This is a genomic window from uncultured Citricoccus sp. (assembly GCF_937871995.1).
Taxonomy (GTDB): Bacteria; Actinomycetota; Actinomycetes; order Actinomycetales; family Micrococcaceae; genus Citricoccus.
The window spans coordinates 71,427-87,210 of sequence record NZ_CALMQR010000129.1; the positions used below are offsets into that span (position 1 = coordinate 71,427).

Genomic DNA, 15,784 nt, shown 5'->3' on the forward strand with positions numbered 1-15,784 from the left:
GGTGAGTCCATGGCGACTCCCTCCTTCACGATCGGCCCCTGGCAGGTCCGCGAGACCGGCCTGGACCTGGAGGCCCTGGGCGTGGCCGAGTCCGTCTTCGCCCTGGGCAACGGCCACATCGGCCTGCGCGGCGCGCTGGAGGAGACGCAGCCGAGCGTCTCCCGCGGCACCTTCCTGTCCGGGGTCCACGAGCACCATCCGCTGGCCTATCCGGAGGGCGGTTATGGGGCCCCCGAGCGCGGGGAGGCCATCATCGGGGTGGCCGACGGTGCCGCGATCCGCGTCCAGGTGGACGGGGCGGCCCTCGACGTGCGCGAGACCCCGCCGGAGGACCACGAGCGGGTCCTGGACCTGCGGGCCGGCACCCTGGAGCGCCGGACGGAGTGGACCACCCCCGGCGGGCGGCGGATGCGGTTGCGCTCGACCCGGCTGGTCTCGCTGGCCCATCGCTGCGTGACGGCCACGCGCTGGCGGCTCGAGGCGGTCGACGGCCCCGCCCGGGTGATCGTGACCTCCGACCTGGTGGTCAACGGGATCCCGCCGCAGGTCGACAACCCCGATCCCAGGGTGGGTGAGGTCCTCGGGCGGCCCTTCGAGGCCCTGGCCGACGGCCGGCACCGGACGGGGGGCCACCTCGTGCACCGCACCCGCAGCAGCCGGATCAGGGTCGCCGCGGCCGTGGACCATGCCGTGCGGCTGCCCGGCACGGCTGCCGTGCCGGAGAGCGCGGTGTCCACGGACGGCGACGAGGACCGGGTGACCACCACGATCGTGGCCGAGCTGGCGGCCGGGGAGACCCTGGAGCTGGTCAAGGTCACCGCGCACGCCTGGTCCGGCCGGGATCCCGGCGCGGACCAGCTCGACCTGGCCCGGGCCGCGCTCGCCGAGGCGGTGGACCGCGGGTGGCCGGGGCTGGTCGCGGACCAGCGCGAGGTGCTGGACGTGTACTGGGAGGACGCGGACATCGAGGTCGACGGCGATCCCGAGTTGCAGGACGCCCTGCGGTTCGCCCTGTTCCAGGTGCTCCAGGCCGCGGCCGGCGTCCACGACGCGCCGGTCGGGGCCAAGGGACTGACCGGTTCCGGATACAGCGGGCACACGTTCTGGGACATCGACGGCTTCCTGATGCCGGTCCTGACGCTGCTGCGGCCCCGGGACGCGGCCCGGTTGCTGCGGTGGCGCGCGTCCGGACTGGACCGGGCCCGCGAGCGCGCCCGCGCGCTGGACCTTCCCGGTGCCGCGTTCCCCTGGCGCACCATCAGCGGCCGGGAGACCTCGGCCTACTGGCCGGCGTCCACGGCGGCCATGCACCTCAACGCGGACATCGCCCGCTCCTTCCGGTTCTGGGCCGATTCCACCGGCAGGCCCCTGACGGAGATCGGGGGCGTGGACGTGCTGGTCGAGAGCGCCCGGCTGTGGACGGGGCTGGCCCACCACGACCACGGCGGTGCGGCCCACCTGCTGGGACTGACCGGTCCGGACGAGTACACCGGAGTGGTGGACGACAACGTGTTCACCGTCCTGATGGCCCGGTGGAACCTGCGCGCCGCGGCCGGTGCCTGCGCCGCGCACGCGCAGGACGCCCGGCGGCTCGGCGTGGCCGACGACGAGCCGCGACGCTGGCTCGCGCTGGCCGCGGCCTTGCACGTGCCCTACGACGCCGCGCTCGGCGTGCATCCGGCCAACGAGGGGTTCACGACCTACCGGGAGTGGGACTTCGAGGAGGACCCCGGACCGGAACCGCTCCAGGAGCACACGCACTACCTGACCCTCTACCGGCACCAGGTGGTCAAGCAGGCGGACCTCGTCCAGGCCCTGTGGTGGTGCCCCGAGGAGTTCACCGCCGAGCAGGCCGCCCGCAACGTGGACTACTACGAGCGGCGGACCGTGCGGGACTCCTCCCTGTCCGCGGCGGTGCAGTCCGTGGCCTGTGCCCGGGTGGGCCACCTGGACCTGGCGGTCGCGTACCTGCGCGAGGCCGCGCTCGTGGACCTGCGCGACCTGCAGGACGACACCCACCAGGGGCTGCACCTGGCCTCCCTGGCCGGGGCGTGGCTGGCGCTGGTGTCCGGGCTCGGGGGCCTGCACGTGGACGGGGACGAGTTGCGGCTCGCCCCGCGCCTGCCGGCGCGGCTGGGCCGGTTGTGCTTCCGGTTCCGCTTCCGGGGCCGGCGACTGCGGGTCGAGGTCACCCCGGAGGGCACCACCCTCGCCCTGCAGGGCGCCGGTCATGATGACGCCGGCCCCTCCGCCGACGCCGGCCCGCTGCCGGTGATCGTCGACGGGGCCGAGGTCACCGTGGAACCGGACCGCCCGGTCACCGTGCCCCTGACGGTGGACGAGCCCCTGCTTCCCGTGCCGGTCCAGCCGCCGGGCCGGGCGCCGACGGCCTGAGTCAGAGGCCGCCGTCCTGGCGGATGCGGTCCAGTTCCTCCGCGGCGGCCACGGTGGCCGCCAGGGCCCGGTTCGCGGCGTGCCGGGTGCCGGCGGACAGGTCGGGGGCGCCGAGCACCACGAGCGAGAGGTGTTGCGGGTCCAGCCCCATCCGTGCCCACGTCCGGGCGATGCCCACGGCGGTGTCCCGGTAGGGACGGTCGGCCCCGGCCGGGCCGGGTGCGGGGGCCGGCGACGGGTCACCCGGCGGCGGCAGCCGGAGCGTCACGGTCCGGCCGGCCTCGACCCAGCCGGCGATGACCTCCCAGCGGGCCGGGTCCGCCCCGGCACCCTCCAGGGGTGCCAGCGGCAGGACCAGCCCCCTGCCGGCGTCGTCCCCGGAGCCCTCACGGTCCTGCGCCCCCGACGGTCCGGGCGGGTCCTCCGGCACGTCCGGACCGGCCGGCGGCGGGACCACGGGCAGCGCCTCGGAGGCCAGCAGGGCCAGGTCGGGCCAGTCCCACTGCTCACCGGCACCCGAGCGGCCCGGCGCGTGCACGATACCCGTCGCACCGCCGTCGAGCGCCGCCTCGGCCACCAGCGTCCAGCCCTGCCGGACCTCGGAGCGGGGAATGGAGCGCACGGTCCGGTACCCGCTCGCGGTGGGCAGCGCCCCGGAGAGCACGGCCGCGGCGTGGGGCTCGTCCACGAGTACCGTCAGCCGGGCCGCCCCGGTCGCGGCGCGCACGGAGCGGACCCAGTCCGCCAGGCCCGAGGCCAGGGACTGGGCCACGTCGCGCCGGGCCCCGGAGTCGGACAGGGAGCGCTCGCCCCCGGGCAGCCACAGGCTGGCGGCCAGCGACAGGGGCCCGGTCACGCGCAGCACGAGATCCTCCACCGTGAGCCCGGCATCGCCGGCCACGTCCGTGAAGGCGTTGACGTCGGAGCGGAGCGCGGAGGCGGCCCGCCGGTGGTCCATCCCGGGCTCGGGGACCAGTCGCCAGCCGTGCGGCTGCAGGTCGACCGCCAGGCCGTCCAGCAGGACGGCGGCGCGGCCCACCGGGTCCGAACCGGGTCCCCGGCCGGGCAGTTCCGGCAGCACGGGCCGGTGCGGGTGGCCCAGGGCGTTGAGGATGTCCCGGGCAGCGGCCACGGGATCTGCTCCGGGCCAGGCACCGGTCAGGGAGGCACGGGTCATGCGCGGGCTCTCTCAGTCCTGCTGGTCGGCGATGGCCCGGTGATGCTGGATCACCTCGGAGACGATGAAGTTCAGGAACTTCTCCGCGAAGGCGGGGTCCAGGTCCGCGTCCTCGGCCAGCCGGCGCAGGCGGTCGATCTGGGCGGCCTCGCGTCCGGGGTCCGAGGGCGGCAGCCGGTGCTCGGCCTTCAGCCGGCCCACCCGCTGGGTGCACTTGAACCGCTCGGCCAGCAGGTAGACCAGCGTCGCGTCGAAGTTGTCGATGCTGCCGCGGATCTCGAACAGCTCCTGCAGCACCGCCGGGTCGGCCGTCCCCTCCAACGAGGTGGCATGGGGGTCGAAGTCGGTGTCCGGGCGGGGGCCGGTGGCGGGCTCGGTGGTCATGGGTTCCAGCCTACGGTGACGGTCCCGTGGCCCCGGGATCGTTGCGTCACGCGGCCCGCGCCGCGTTCACGGCGGTGTCGATCGTCGCCTGGCCCAGCACCCGGGTGCCCTGGTAGAGCACCGCGGTCTGGCCCGGTGCCACGCCCCGCAGCGGCTCGTCGAGCTCCAGGACCCAGCGGACGGCGTCGTCCTGGCGGTGCACGCGCGCCCGGGCCGGGACGGGATCGCCGTGGGCGCGGACCTGCAGGTGACAGCCGAACCAGTCCCCCGTGGCGTCCTCGGGCAGCGGTGCGCCGGCCCAGGACGGGCGGATCCCGGTGACGCGGTCCACGGCCAGCATCTCCTTCGAGCCGACCACCACGGTGTTGTCCCTGGGCCGGACCTCGAGCACGAACCGGGGCCGGCCGTCGGGGGCCGGCCGGCCGATGTTCAGGCCCTTGCGCTGGCCCACCGTGAAGGCGTGCGCGCCGGGGTGGGAGCCCAGGCGGTTGCCCTCGGTGTCCAGGATGTCGCCCTCGGTCATCTCGATCCGCTCGGCCAGCCAGCCGCGGGTGTCCCCGTCCGGGATGAAGCAGATGTCGTGGGAGTCCGGCTTGGCGGCCACGGAGAGACCCCGTTCGGCCGCCTCGGCCCGGACGAGGTCCTTGGAGGGGGTGTCGGCCAGCGGGAACATCGAGTGCTCCAGCTGCTCGGCGGTCAGCACGCCCAGCACGTAGGACTGGTCCTTGGCCCAGTCCGCGGCGCGGTGCAGTTCCAGGGTGCCGGTCTCCGTCCGGACGACCTTGGCGTAGTGCCCGGTGCACACCGCGTCGAAGCCCAGGGCGAGGGCCTTCTCCAGCAGGGCGGCGAACTTGATCCGCTCGTTGCAGCGCATGCAGGGATTGGGCGTGCGGCCGGCGGCGTACTCGGCCACGAAGTCGTCCACCACGTCCTCCTTGAACCTCTCGGAGAAGTCCCAGGTGTAGAACGGGATGCCCAGCCTCTCGCAGGCGCGCCAGGCGTCCCGGGAGTCCTCGATCGTGCAGCAGCCCCGGGAGCCGGTGCGCAGGGTCCCGGGCATCCGGGACAGTGCCAGGTGCACCCCGACGACCTCGTGCCCGGCGTCCACGGCGCGGGCGGCGGCGACGGCGGAGTCGACTCCTCCGCTCATGGCGGCGAGGACTTTCATACGGTGGGTTCCCTTCGGTACGTGGCGGCGGGGGCGAGACCCCCGGCTCTCAGCGGTGGCTGTTGGCGGTGCGGATGCCGGAACCGTGCCCGGCCATCCCGGCCTTGAGCGCGGCGGCATGGACGCCCGGCAGGACGTCCAGCACCCTCTCAACGTCCCCGGCGGTCGATGTATGCCCGAGGCTGAACCGCTGGACGGCCCGCGCCAGGTCCTCGTCCACGCCCAGGGCGATCAGCACGTGGGAGGGCCGGGGCACCCCGGCCGAGCAGGCCGAACCGGTGGAGGCCTCGACGCCGGCCATGTCCAGGCCGAACAGGATCGAGTCCCCCTCGCAGCCCGGGAAGGTGAAGTGCGCGTTGCCCGGCAGCCGGCGGGTGCCGGCCGGCAGCCGCTCCCCCGTGGCCGGATCCCGGTCCTCGGCACCGGTGAGCCGGGCCTCGGGAAGACGCTCGCGGACGCCGTCGATCAGCCGGTCCCGCAGCGCACCGACGCGCCCGCGTTCGACCGGCAGGTTCTGGGTGGCCTCGGTGGCGGCGGCGGCGAAGGCCTCGATGAGGGCCACGGGGATGGTGCCGGAACGGATGTCCCGTTCCTGGCCGCCGCCGTGCTGGACGGGGGTGAGCGTGGCGTCCCGGCGCACCAGCAGGGCTCCGATCCCCACGGGGGCGCCGATCTTGTGCCCCGTGACGGCCATGGTCGTGGCCCCCGAGGACGGGAAGTCGAGCGGGACGGCCCCGAAGGCCTGCACCGCGTCCGTGTGGAAGGGCACGCCGTGTTCCGCGGCGCAGGCGGCGGCCTCGGCGATCGGCTGGATGGTGCCGATCTCGTTGTTGGCCCACATCAGGGTGGCCACCGCGATGGTCTCCGGGTCCCGGGCGATCGTGGCCCGCCAGGCGTCCATCTCGACCGTCCCGTCCGGGCCGACCGGGACGACGTCCAGGTGCGCCCCCTCATGGGACTGGAGCCACTCGGCCGTGTCCAGGATGGCGGAGTGCTCGATGCCGGTCAGCACGATGCGGTGGCAGGCCGGCCGCCCGGCCCGGCGGGCGGCGTCCCGCCGGGCCCAGTACAGGCCCTTGAGGGCGAGGTTGTCCGACTCAGTGCCCCCGGACGTGAAGACGACCTCGCTGGGGTGGGCACCCAGCGCGCTCGCGAGCGCGTCCCGGGCGGTCTCGACCCGCAGCTTGGCCCCGCGGCCGGAGGAATGCAGGGAGGACTGGTTGCCCAGGGACAGCGAACTGGCCGTGAACGCCTCCAGGGCGACGGGACGGACCGCCGTGGTGGCGGCATGGTCCAGGTACGTCCGGCCGGTGGTGGGGGTCATCCCTCCAGTGTACGAGCGGCCGGTGACGGTGCTCAGGGGGCCGCCGCGGCCCGCGGCCGGACCAGCCGGCCGGCCTCGTCCGGACCGGCTGACGGGACCACGTCCCCCCGCGGCCCGCGCGAGGTCCGGTCACGACGCCGTGCTCCCCCGATCCCCCTGGCGACCTGCCAGAATGGGCGGAGGCCATCCCGTCCCACCGCCCCGATCCCCCGAGGAGCCCGCCGCCATGTCCCAGGTCGAGCCACAGTCCCGGCGCGGGGTCGGCGGATGAGGCCGGAGGACCTCTCCGGCAGGTCGGCCTACGAGGTCCTGGGCGTGGCCTTCGACGCGGACACGGCCACCCTCAAGGCGGCCTGGCGCCGCGCCGCCCGCCGCACCCATCCCGACTACGGCGGGGACGCCGCCGAGTTCCGCCGGGTCAGCCTGGCCTGGCAGCTCATCGGCGACCCGGACTCCCGGCGTGACTACGACCGCGCCTTCAGTGCTCCCGGCCGGGCGGGCGCGGCCGGGACCGCCGGGCCGGGGTCGACGAGCGGGCGCCGGACGACGCCGGGCCCCTCCTTCACCGCCTCCGCGGGCCGTGCCCGTGGCGGGCGGGCCCACGCCGGCGACGGTCCCGGCAGCGCCCGCGGCACCGTGGACTACGACCCGCCGCTGGGCGAGGACACCGTGCTGGACATGATCCGCAGCTCCCAGCAGGTGCACGGCGCGCCCCGCAAGCGCGGCATCCTGCCCGCCGGGAACCGGCTGGTGCGCGAGGCCCGCACCATCCGCACCCTGCAGGCCCAGGTGCTCGGCTCGCTGCCGGCGGCCCGGCTCGTCACCGGGCTGAACCTGAAGTTCGGCCGGATCAGTTCCGGCGCCATCGACCACGTCGTGCTGTGCGGGGACCGGCTGGCCGTGATCGGGTCCCTCCAGGTCCCGGACGGGGTGTACCGGTGGGACGGGGCGGAGTTGCTGCTCGGGGACCGCCGGGTCTCCCCGCCCTCGCTGGCCCCGGCCATGGTGGCCCTGCAGCGGGCCTTCCCCGACTGCACCGTGGGTGGCTTCATCCTGGTGCTCGGGCCGGAGGACAACCCGCACGCCCCCATCATCCAGCTGGACCGCACCCGGTCCCTGGACACCGACGCCGGTTTCCTCACCGATCCGCCCGCCAACGCGCTGCAGTTCGGCCGCGACCTGAAGATGTTCCTCGGCACCGGCCCGGCGGCGCGCCGCGTGGACCGCCGGGTCCTGGCCCGGCTGCTCGGCGCGATGTACTGAGACGCACTGACTAGCATGGTCCGGTGCCCACTGACTCCGCTCCCGGTCCCGACCCCGATCACGCCCCCGCGCCCGACGGCGCCGCGGTCCCCTTCCCGGACAATCCGCACCGGGGCGCCCCGCGGAGCCCCGCCCCCGGCACGCCGGGATTCCGGATCCTGTTCCACGCCCCGGAGATCCCCGGCAACACGGGCAACGCGATCCGCCTCGCGGCGATCACCGGCGCCGAGCTGCACCTGGTGGAGCCGGTCGGCTTCGACTTCTCCGACGCCAAGCTGCGCCGGGCCGGGCTGGACTACCACGACCTGGCGGTGCTCACGGTGCATCCGGACCTCCAGGCGGCGTGGGATGCCCTGCTCCCGGCCCGTGTCTTCGCCTTCACCTCCGGTGGGGACACCCTGTTCACGGACGTGTCCTACCGCGCCGGGGACGTGCTGCTGTTCGGGCGGGAGTCCACCGGACTGCCGGACGAGGTGCTGGCGGACCCTCACGTCACGGCCCGGGTCAGGCTGCCGATGCAGCCGGCCCGCCGCTCCCTGAACCTGGCCAACTCGGCGTCCATCGCGGTCTACGAAGCCTGGCGACAGCACGGCTTCGCCGGGGCCGGCTGAACCGCGCACCCGTCATGTTGCGCCACGGTCACGATCCGCGTGGCAGTATCGGCGTCCCGACCCGACTTCCTATGCTGGGATGACCATGGATAAGCGCGCCCCCGGACTGCCCGACCGACCGTCGACGATCGACGACGAGACCTCCCCGTCCACCACGTCACCCTCCGAGGCCTCCGCCCGTCCCGCCCCGACCGCGACGGACCTGGGCCTGCCCGGGCTCGATCACCTGCTCCGTCTCGCCGGTGAGGGCGACCAGGCCTCCTTCTCGGCGTTCTACGACTCCACCGCCCCCTGGGTGTTCGGCCTGGCCTGCTCGATCTTCGCCTCGCGGAACGATGCCGCCGAGGCCACCGTCCTGACCTACGTCCGGGTCTGGGACGCCGCCCCGGACGAGCGCTTCGAGGACGACTCGGCCAAGGCCCGCCACCGTTCGGTGCTGTGCTGGCTGGAATCCCAGGCGCACGAGACGATGACGCGCCTGCTGCGCACCGATGCACTGCCCGACTACGGCTCCGGCCTGCTGCCGGACAACGCCGGAGCGGCCCAGAGCGGGCGGCGCGAACCCACCACCGTGCTCTCGGCGCTGACGCAGGCCCAGTTCGAGGCCCTCGACCTCGCCTGGGCCGGGGGCCGCACCTACCGCCAGGTCGCCGAGGAACTGGGCGTGGCCGTGCCGACGGTCAAGTCACGGCTGCGCGACGGCGTCCAGCGGATCACCAAGCGCTACCAGGAGAAGTTCCTCGGCCGGGTCGGCGAGGAGGACCCGGTCATGCTGCGCGCCGTGACGCCGGAGATCGCCGCCCGGACCGGGACCACCCGCAACTTCACCCTGAACCTCAGTCAGGACCTGGAGAACGGCCTGGCCAGGGAATGGGCGGACCTGGTGGCCCTGGACGCGCTGGACGATCCGGAGCGCGAGGAACTGGACCGGTACGTCTCCCGCCAGGGACCGGAGTTCACCACGCTCTGGCGCGCGCGCGTGGAGAGCGCCCGCAGGACGGTGACCTGGGCCTTCCGCGGCCTGGCCCACGAGCCGCCGTCGTTCCTGCTCGACGAGCTCCTGCACCGGCTGCCGGCCCAGGACGTCGGCATGGGGCTGGTGGACGGGCTCGGCCCCTCGAACGGGACCGCCGCGAGGATGGTGTCCCTGAGCCGGCCGGTGAAGAAGTGGATGCTCGTGGTGGCCGGACTGCTCGTGGTGGCCCTGGGCCTGTGGCTGGTGGTGCGCCTGATCATGGGCCCCAACGTCGTGGCCGCCGTGGACGGCGCCGAGGACTCCTTCACCACCCAGCAGGTCTCGCTCACCGAGGGCGGGTCCATGCAGGGCCACATCTCCCGGGACCGGGACATGGCCTACGTGACCTTCGCCGGCCTGCCCGACCCGGGCGAGGGCAACGTCTACCAGTTGTGGTTGTTCCCCCGCGACGGTGCGGCGCCCAACACCCTGGGGACCTACGACCTGGACGACCTCCAGGACCCGGTGACGTTCCGCGGTATCCAGCGCTACGCCGACCTGGCGGTCACGGTGGAGCCGGAGGGCGGTTCCGAGACCCCGACGTCGGTCCGGCTGGGCGCGGTGGACCTGGTCCACCAGGTCACCCAGGGCCCGATCTACGGAGGCCACCCCAACAACACCCCGGCCCCGCCCGAACAGCAGGACGAGGCCGGGGGCGAGTGACCGAACCGCTCAGAACCCGCTGATGGTGCTCTCGTCGTTGACGGCCACCAGGTGGAACGCCTCGGCGTAGCGCTCGCCGCCGGCCGGTCCCCCGTCCTCCGTGTCCGGGCTCCAGGTCCGGTGCAGCCCCGCCATGGCGTCCAGCACGAACGCCTCCATCCGGGGCACGTCCGGGTGCTGGGAGACGTGGTGGCGCAGGGCCTGCAGCTTCAGCTGCTCCGTCCCGGTCACGTCCACGGCCAGGTTGGTCAGCGAGGCCGGGCCTCCGAAGAGCACCAGCCAGCGCAGCTTGAACGCCTCCAGGCCCTGCTCGGCCAGGTCGGGGTACGCGAAGGGGTTCTCGACCGCCGGATAGGCGGCGCGCACCACGGCCTCGCCGGCGGCCAGGTGATCCGGGTGCGACCGCTGGAGCCGGCTCCAGTCCCGCTCCGGGTGCATGGCGATCACGGCGTCCGGCCGGTGCCGGCGCATCAGGGCCACCACCTGCTTGACCACCTCGTGGCTGGGCTCGAGGTATCCGTCCCGCTCCCCCATGAACTCCACGTCGCGCACGCCCAGCAGGGCGGCCGCGTCGCGCTGTTCCTGCTGCCGGCGTCCGTCGATGGCGTGACGGTCCCGGGGGTCGAAGCCGCCGGCGTCGCCGTCGGTCATCACGCAGTAGGTGACCTCCACGCCGGCCCGCGTCAGCCCGGCCACGGTGGCGGCCGCCCCGAAGTCCAGGTCGTCCGGGTGGGCGCCGAACGCCAGCACGCGGTGCCAGCCGTGCGCGGCGGCGGCCTCGGCCGGGGTGGGCAGCGTCGACCGGCTCACGACCGACGGGCTCACTGCTGCTCCGCCCCGGACACGAAGGTGACCTCGGCCGACTGCTCCTGGCCGTCCCGCATGAAGTGCACGGTGGCGGTGCCGCCCTCGGGGTACTCGCGCACCACCGCGGTCAGGGACTGGCTGTCCGTCACGGGACGGTCGCCGACGCCCGTGATGACGTCGTCCTTCGTCAGCCCGGCCTCCTCGGCCGGGGAGCCCGAGACGACATCAACCACGCGGGCGCCGGCGCTGAAGCCACCGGAGGCCAGCGCGGCCTGGTCCGCGTCGGACACGCCACTGGCCTGGGCGCCGTCGGCCCCGGCCGGGGTGGCAGGCTGCGGGGTCACCGAGACGCCCAGGAACCCGTGCGTGGCCTCGCCGTTCCGGATCAGGTCCTGCGCGATCCGTTGCGCGTAGTCCACGGGGATGGAGAAGCCCACGCCGATGTTCCCGGCCCCCTCGCCGGCACCCCCGGCCGCGGAGGCGATCGCCACGTTGATCCCGATCAGCCGGCCCTCGGCGTCGATGAGCGCTCCACCCGAGTTGCCCGGGTTGATGGCCGCGTCCGTCTGGATGACGTTGATGAAGATGGACCCCTTGGACTGCTGCTGGTCCGGGAGACCGGGGATGCGGAACTCCGGGGCCCCCTCGGCTCCGCCCTCACCGCCGTCCTGAGGGGCAGAGGAGGACACGGAGATGGTCCGGTTCAGCTTGGAGACGATGCCGTCGGTCACGGTGCCGGACAACCCGAGCGGCGCACCGATGGCGATCGCGGCGTCCCCCACGTTCAGGGTCGAGGACTCACCGAGCTCCATCGGGGTCAGGCCCTCGGCGTCGATCTTCACCACGGCCAGGTCCGACTCCGGATCCGTGCCCACGACCTCGGCGGTGTGGACGGTGCCGTCCGCGGTCTGCACCGTGATGTCGGCGTCACCGGAGGCGCCGCCCATGGTCACCACGTGGGTGTTGGTCAGGATGTGGCCCTGGTCGTCGAGGATCACCCCGGACCCCGATCCGGCGGACTGCCCGTCCGTGACCGACAGCGTGACGACGGACGGTGCGGCCTTGGCCGCGGCCGCCGTGACCAGCGTGGCGTCCTCGGTCCGGTTGATGTCCAGGCCGTGGCCCTGCTCCCGCACCGTGCCGCCGTCCTGCTGCTGCGTGGTGCCGGCGGCAGTGTCCGCAGTGTCCGCGGCCGCGTTGACTCCAGCGGCCACTCCGCCACCGGCCAGGCCGGCCAGCAGCATCCCGGCGACGAGCGTGCCGACGCCGACCGTCCGGCGGGCACCGCCCAGCCTGTCGGGCCGGTCTCCGCGGGCACCCTGGTCGCCGGGACCGCCCTGGGGTCCCGGCCCGTACGCGGCCGGGCCGGGTTCCGCGGGGTGTCCGGATCCCGGGGCGGCACCGTAGGCGGGCATCGCCTGGGTCTCGTCCCAGCGGGGGTAGGGATCGCGGCTGGCGGACACCTCGTGCACGTCGTCGCCACGAGGACCCGACGGCGGGGACTCCGGGCGGGGTGGGACGGATCCCCCCGCCTCCCGTCCTGCGCCGGACTGGGGTCCGTGGTGGTCCGCGTCGTTCATGGTCGTCGTCCTTCCTGCCGGTCTCCCGGGTGAGGCGGTCCTGCTCCTGGTCTGGGCCGGGCCTGGTCCGCAGTCCATCCTGCCCGGTGCACCTGTTCGATTGGAGCATGTTCTCTGGAGGATTGCTGGAAGCCGGCTCCATAGTTCGCCGTTGGCGCAGTCGCGCTCGTGGCGATCCGCGCAGCGGGGCCCATAGACTTCAGGAGGAAGCCACAGTCCGCGCGGCGCGACCCTGCCGCCGCCGCCACCGGCCGGCCGACCGTGCCCCCGGTTCAGGGTGTCCCGGCCGGTCAGGGCCATGAAGGGTGATCGATGAAGTCCCACGCCGTCCCGCTCGCACCGCCCCGTCTCTCCCCCGCCGTCCTGGCCCTGGGAGTCACCGGGGCCTCCGCACTGTCCGCCGTGGCCGGACTGGCGCTCGCGGACGCCGCGCGGGCCGCCGTGGACATCCCGCCGGGCGTGTTCGTGGTGGACGAGGCCCAGGTCCTGACCCCCGCCCAGGAGAACGAGATCAGCCAGGCGATCGATGACCTGCGCCGTTCGGAGGGCCAGGGCCTCTACGTCCTCTACGTGGACGACTTCGGGGACGCCGCGAGCAGCGGTGAGTTCATCGCCGAGGTGGCCCAGGACAAGGGCATCGGGGACCAGGAGTCCGTCCTCGCCATCGCCGTCGAGTCCCGCCAGGTCGGCTTCGACGCGCACCAGGCCAACAGCATCGCGCCGCTGCAGCAGGAGATCTCGGCCGAGTACATCCTGCCGGCCATGCCGGCGCCGGGTGACGACGACTGGGTCACTCCCGCCCTGTCCACCGTCGAGGGCATCGCCGATGCGACCGACGGCTCCCTGTCCGGTTCCGCCGAGTCCGGTGAGAGCGGGGGCGGGGCCGGCGGCTGGCTGGCCGGCGGCCTCGTGGCGGCGGCCCTGGCCGGCGGCGGCATCGCCCTGGCCAGCCGCACCCGGAAGAAGAAGGCCGCCGGGGCACAGCCCGCCCGCGGCGCCCAGGGCCCCAGGGACCCGCTGGACGAGATGAGCGTGGAGGCGCTGCGCACCAAGGCGGGCTCCCTGCTGGTCGCCGCGGACGACGCGATCCGGTCCTCGGAGCAGGAGGTGGGCTTCGCGCTGGCCTCCTACGGCGAGGAGTCGGTGGAGACCTTCCACAAGGACATCGAGATCGCGAAGGACCACATGCGGGAGTCGTTCCAGCTGCAGAACCAGCTGGACGACCACATCCCGGACACCGAGGAGCAGCAGCGGGCCTGGCTCAAGGACATCATCGCCCGGTGTGAGGCCGTCGGCGCGTCCCTGTCCGCACACCAGAAGGAATTCAACGACCTGCGCCACCTCGAGGACAGCGCCGACTCGGCGCTGGAGGACCTCAGGGCACGCGCCGACCAGGTCGCCGACACCGTCTCCGGTGCCGAGCAGCAGCTCGTCGACCTGCACGGCCAGTACGCGGACTCGGCCCTCGTGGAGGTCACCGACAACGCCACCCAGGCCCGCGAGCGGCTCCAGTTCGTCCAGGCGGCCGTGGCCAAGGCCGAGCAGTCCCTGGCCGCCTCGGACCGGTCCACCGCCGTCCTGGCCATCCGCGCCGGCGAGGAGGCCGTGGCCCAGACGGTCACGCTGGTGGAGGCCGTGGCCAAGGCCCGCCAGCACCTGGACCAGTCGATGGAGAACCTGCGGGTCGGTGTCAGCCAGACGACCCAGGACCTCGCACAGGCCCGGGCGCTCGTGGACGCCGGCCAGCACCGCGAGCTCGCCGGACCCATCGCCGGCGTGGAGCAGACCCTGGGCCGCGTCAAGGCCGGGTTCAGCTCGGGCCGTCCCGATCCCGTGGACCTGCTGAAGCAGCTGGAGAAGGCCCATCGTCAGCTCGACGCGCCGCTCGCGGGCATCCGGGACCGGCAGGAACAGGAGCGGCGGGCCGCCTCGGCGCTCCAGTCGGCGATCATGCAGGCGCAGGCCCAGATCGACGGGACCCAGGACTTCATCGCGGCCCGTCGTGGCGCCGTCGGCTCCCAGGCCCGCACCAAGGTGGCCGAGGCCGAGCGCACCCTGCAGCAGGCCGTGCGGATCTCCGGCCAGGACCCGGTGACCGCGCTGAACCTCGCGAACCAGGCCAGCTCCCTGGCCGACCGCGCCAGCCAGCTCGCCCAGCAGGACCTCAGCAGCTGGGGCGGCGGCTACGCCGGGGCGGGGTACGGCCACGGCGGCCACCGGGGCGGCTACGGTCACGGCGGCGGGGCCGGCGGGAGCTTCGCCGGCGGCCTCGGCGGGGCCATCCTCGGGGGCATCCTCATGGGCGGCCTGCTCGGCGGTGACCATGACGGTGGTGGTGACTGGGGCGGCGGCGGCTTCGGCGGCTTCGGCGGCGGCGGGCTGGGCGGCGGCGACTTCGGCGGCGGTGGATTCGGTGACGCCAGCGGCGGTAGTTTCTAGGCAGGATGACCCGAGACCAAGGCAGGATGAGAGATGTCCGGCGCCCTCCGGCGTCGGGACCCAACGCCCGGTAGCGGGGCACGGGAGCAGGGGCACCGGAGACGCCGGGGTTCCAGAGAAGCAGAACGGAAGGCGACATCGTGGTTAAGCAGTCCATTTTCGGCCGTATCGCAACCCTGGCGAAGGCCAACATCAACGCCATGCTGGACAAGGCGGAGGATCCGCAGAAGATGCTGGACCAGATGGTCCGCGACTACACCAACAGCATCTCCGAGGCCGAGGCCGCCGTGGCGCAGACCATCGGCAACCTGCGCATGATCCAGGACGACTACAACGAGGACATGGACGCCGCCAAGAGCTGGGGGCAGAAGGCCCTGGCCGCCTCCCAGAAGGCCGACCAGTTCCGCACCTCGGGTGACACCGCCTCCGCGGACAAGTTCGACAACCTGGCCAAGGTCGCGATCGAGCGCCAGATGGACGCCGAGCGCCAGGCGAAGGCCGCCGAGCCGACCATCGCCTCCCAGTCCGAGATCGTGGACAAGCTCAAGACCGGGCTGGACCAGATGAAGACCAAGCGCCAGCAGCTGGTGTCCAAGCGCGACGAGCTGGTGGCCCGCGCCAAGTCGGTCCAGGCACAGTCCGCCGTGCATGACGCCGTGAAGTCGATCGACATCCTGGATCCCTCCTCGGAGGTCAACCGGTTCGAGGAGAAGGTCCGCCGCGAGGAGGCCCGGGTCCGCGGCCAGAACGAGCTGGCCGCCTCGTCCCTGGACGCCCAGTTCGAGTCCCTGGAGGACCTGGGCGAGCAGACCGAGGTCGAGGCCCGCCTGGCGGCGCTGAAGGCCGGCAGCACGCAGTCCCTCACCGCCGGCAACGGCTCCGCCGCAGGCGAGGTCGAGCTGGACTACACCCAGGGCTCCACCACGAACTGAGCCCCGTCCCCGCGAAGGCTCCGGCCC

12 protein-coding genes are annotated in these 15,784 nt (G+C 73.9%); 6 read left to right on the forward strand and 6 right to left on the reverse strand.

The window, feature by feature from the left end:
• Positions 1–9: 9 nt before the first annotated feature.
• Complete coding sequence (locus tag Q0283_RS14575; protein ID WP_298045301.1) at positions 10–2,394, forward strand: glycoside hydrolase family 65 protein; 2,385 nt, start codon at positions 10–12, stop codon at positions 2,392–2,394.
• A 1-nt stretch (position 2,395) separates the two neighbouring features.
• Here the strand turns inward: Q0283_RS14575 and Q0283_RS14580 are convergent, their stop codons facing one another.
• From Q0283_RS14580 to Q0283_RS14595, 4 genes are read right to left on the reverse strand one after another with little or no spacing between them, the layout of a single operon-like run.
• Positions 2,396–3,571 carry a hypothetical protein gene (locus Q0283_RS14580; RefSeq protein ID WP_298045302.1) on the reverse strand — a complete coding sequence of 392 codons (1,176 nt, stop codon included), beginning with the start codon at positions 3,569–3,571 and terminating at the stop codon, positions 2,396–2,398.
• A gap of 12 nt (positions 3,572–3,583) precedes the next feature.
• Positions 3,584–3,955 carry a chorismate mutase gene (locus Q0283_RS14585; protein WP_010144493.1) on the reverse strand — a complete coding sequence of 124 codons (372 nt, stop codon included), beginning with the start codon at positions 3,953–3,955 and terminating at the stop codon, positions 3,584–3,586.
• A 46-nt stretch (positions 3,956–4,001) separates the two neighbouring features.
• Positions 4,002–5,123, reverse strand: coding sequence for a tRNA 2-thiouridine(34) synthase MnmA (gene mnmA / locus Q0283_RS14590; RefSeq protein WP_183526891.1), 1,122 nt, complete (start codon positions 5,121–5,123; stop codon positions 4,002–4,004).
• A gap of 49 nt (positions 5,124–5,172) precedes the next feature.
• A complete protein-coding gene (locus Q0283_RS14595; protein ID WP_298045306.1) occupies positions 5,173–6,447 on the reverse strand; it encodes a cysteine desulfurase family protein in 1,275 nt (424 codons plus the stop codon).
• 267 nt (positions 6,448–6,714) lie between these two features.
• On the opposite strand from Q0283_RS14595, the gene Q0283_RS14600 reads away from it, so the two are divergent.
• From Q0283_RS14600 to Q0283_RS14610, 3 genes are all read left to right on the forward strand, one after another.
• Entirely contained in the window at positions 6,715–7,710 is a 996-nt protein-coding gene (locus tag Q0283_RS14600) for a DnaJ domain-containing protein (RefSeq protein WP_183526895.1), read from the forward strand.
• A gap of 155 nt (positions 7,711–7,865) precedes the next feature.
• Positions 7,866–8,321 (forward strand): tRNA (cytidine(34)-2'-O)-methyltransferase, encoded by a 456-nt coding sequence (locus Q0283_RS14605; RefSeq protein WP_298045318.1) that lies wholly within the window; start codon positions 7,866–7,868, stop codon positions 8,319–8,321.
• 79 nt (positions 8,322–8,400) lie between these two features.
• The gene (locus Q0283_RS14610; RefSeq protein WP_183526899.1) at positions 8,401–9,999 is read left to right on the forward strand and encodes an anti-sigma factor domain-containing protein; all 1,599 of its coding nucleotides are present in this window, start codon (positions 8,401–8,403) and stop codon (positions 9,997–9,999) included.
• Positions 10,000–10,008: 9 nt separating this feature from the next.
• Here Q0283_RS14610 and Q0283_RS14615 read toward each other — a convergent pair whose 3' ends face one another.
• Together Q0283_RS14615 and Q0283_RS14620 are read right to left on the reverse strand one after the other, a co-directional pair.
• Positions 10,009–10,809: a PIG-L deacetylase family protein gene (locus Q0283_RS14615; RefSeq protein WP_183526902.1), complete on the reverse strand. Its 801-nt coding sequence runs from the start codon at positions 10,807–10,809 to the stop codon at positions 10,009–10,011.
• An 11-nt stretch (positions 10,810–10,820) separates the two neighbouring features.
• The gene (locus tag Q0283_RS14620) at positions 10,821–12,386 is read right to left on the reverse strand and encodes a S1C family serine protease (protein ID WP_298045312.1); all 1,566 of its coding nucleotides are present in this window, start codon (positions 12,384–12,386) and stop codon (positions 10,821–10,823) included.
• Between the two features lie 312 nt (positions 12,387–12,698).
• On the opposite strand from Q0283_RS14620, the gene Q0283_RS14625 reads away from it, so the two are divergent.
• Both Q0283_RS14625 and Q0283_RS14630 read left to right on the forward strand, forming a co-directional pair.
• The gene (locus Q0283_RS14625) at positions 12,699–14,825 is read left to right on the forward strand and encodes a TPM domain-containing protein (protein ID WP_183526909.1); all 2,127 of its coding nucleotides are present in this window, start codon (positions 12,699–12,701) and stop codon (positions 14,823–14,825) included.
• A gap of 140 nt (positions 14,826–14,965) precedes the next feature.
• The gene (locus tag Q0283_RS14630) at positions 14,966–15,757 is read left to right on the forward strand and encodes a PspA/IM30 family protein (protein WP_183526911.1); all 792 of its coding nucleotides are present in this window, start codon (positions 14,966–14,968) and stop codon (positions 15,755–15,757) included.
• The last annotated feature ends 27 nt before the right edge of the window (positions 15,758–15,784 follow it).

Coding starts and splice junctions, on each gene's coding strand:
- Q0283_RS14575 (WP_298045301.1), top strand. CDS start 10: ATGGCGACTCCCTCCTTCACGATCGGCCCCTGGCAGGTCCGCGAGACC.
- Q0283_RS14580 (WP_298045302.1), bottom strand. CDS start 3,571: ATGACCCGTGCCTCCCTGACCGGTGCCTGGCCCGGAGCAGATCCCGTG.
- Q0283_RS14585 (WP_010144493.1), bottom strand. CDS start 3,955: ATGACCACCGAGCCCGCCACCGGCCCCCGCCCGGACACCGACTTCGAC.
- mnmA (WP_183526891.1), bottom strand. CDS start 5,123: ATGAAAGTCCTCGCCGCCATGAGCGGAGGAGTCGACTCCGCCGTCGCC.
- Q0283_RS14595 (WP_298045306.1), bottom strand. CDS start 6,447: ATGACCCCCACCACCGGCCGGACGTACCTGGACCATGCCGCCACCACG.
- Q0283_RS14600 (WP_183526895.1), top strand. CDS start 6,715: ATGAGGCCGGAGGACCTCTCCGGCAGGTCGGCCTACGAGGTCCTGGGC.
- Q0283_RS14610 (WP_183526899.1), top strand. CDS start 8,401: ATGACCATGGATAAGCGCGCCCCCGGACTGCCCGACCGACCGTCGACG.
- Q0283_RS14620 (WP_298045312.1), bottom strand. CDS start 12,386: ATGAACGACGCGGACCACCACGGACCCCAGTCCGGCGCAGGACGGGAG.
- Q0283_RS14625 (WP_183526909.1), top strand. CDS start 12,699: ATGAAGTCCCACGCCGTCCCGCTCGCACCGCCCCGTCTCTCCCCCGCC.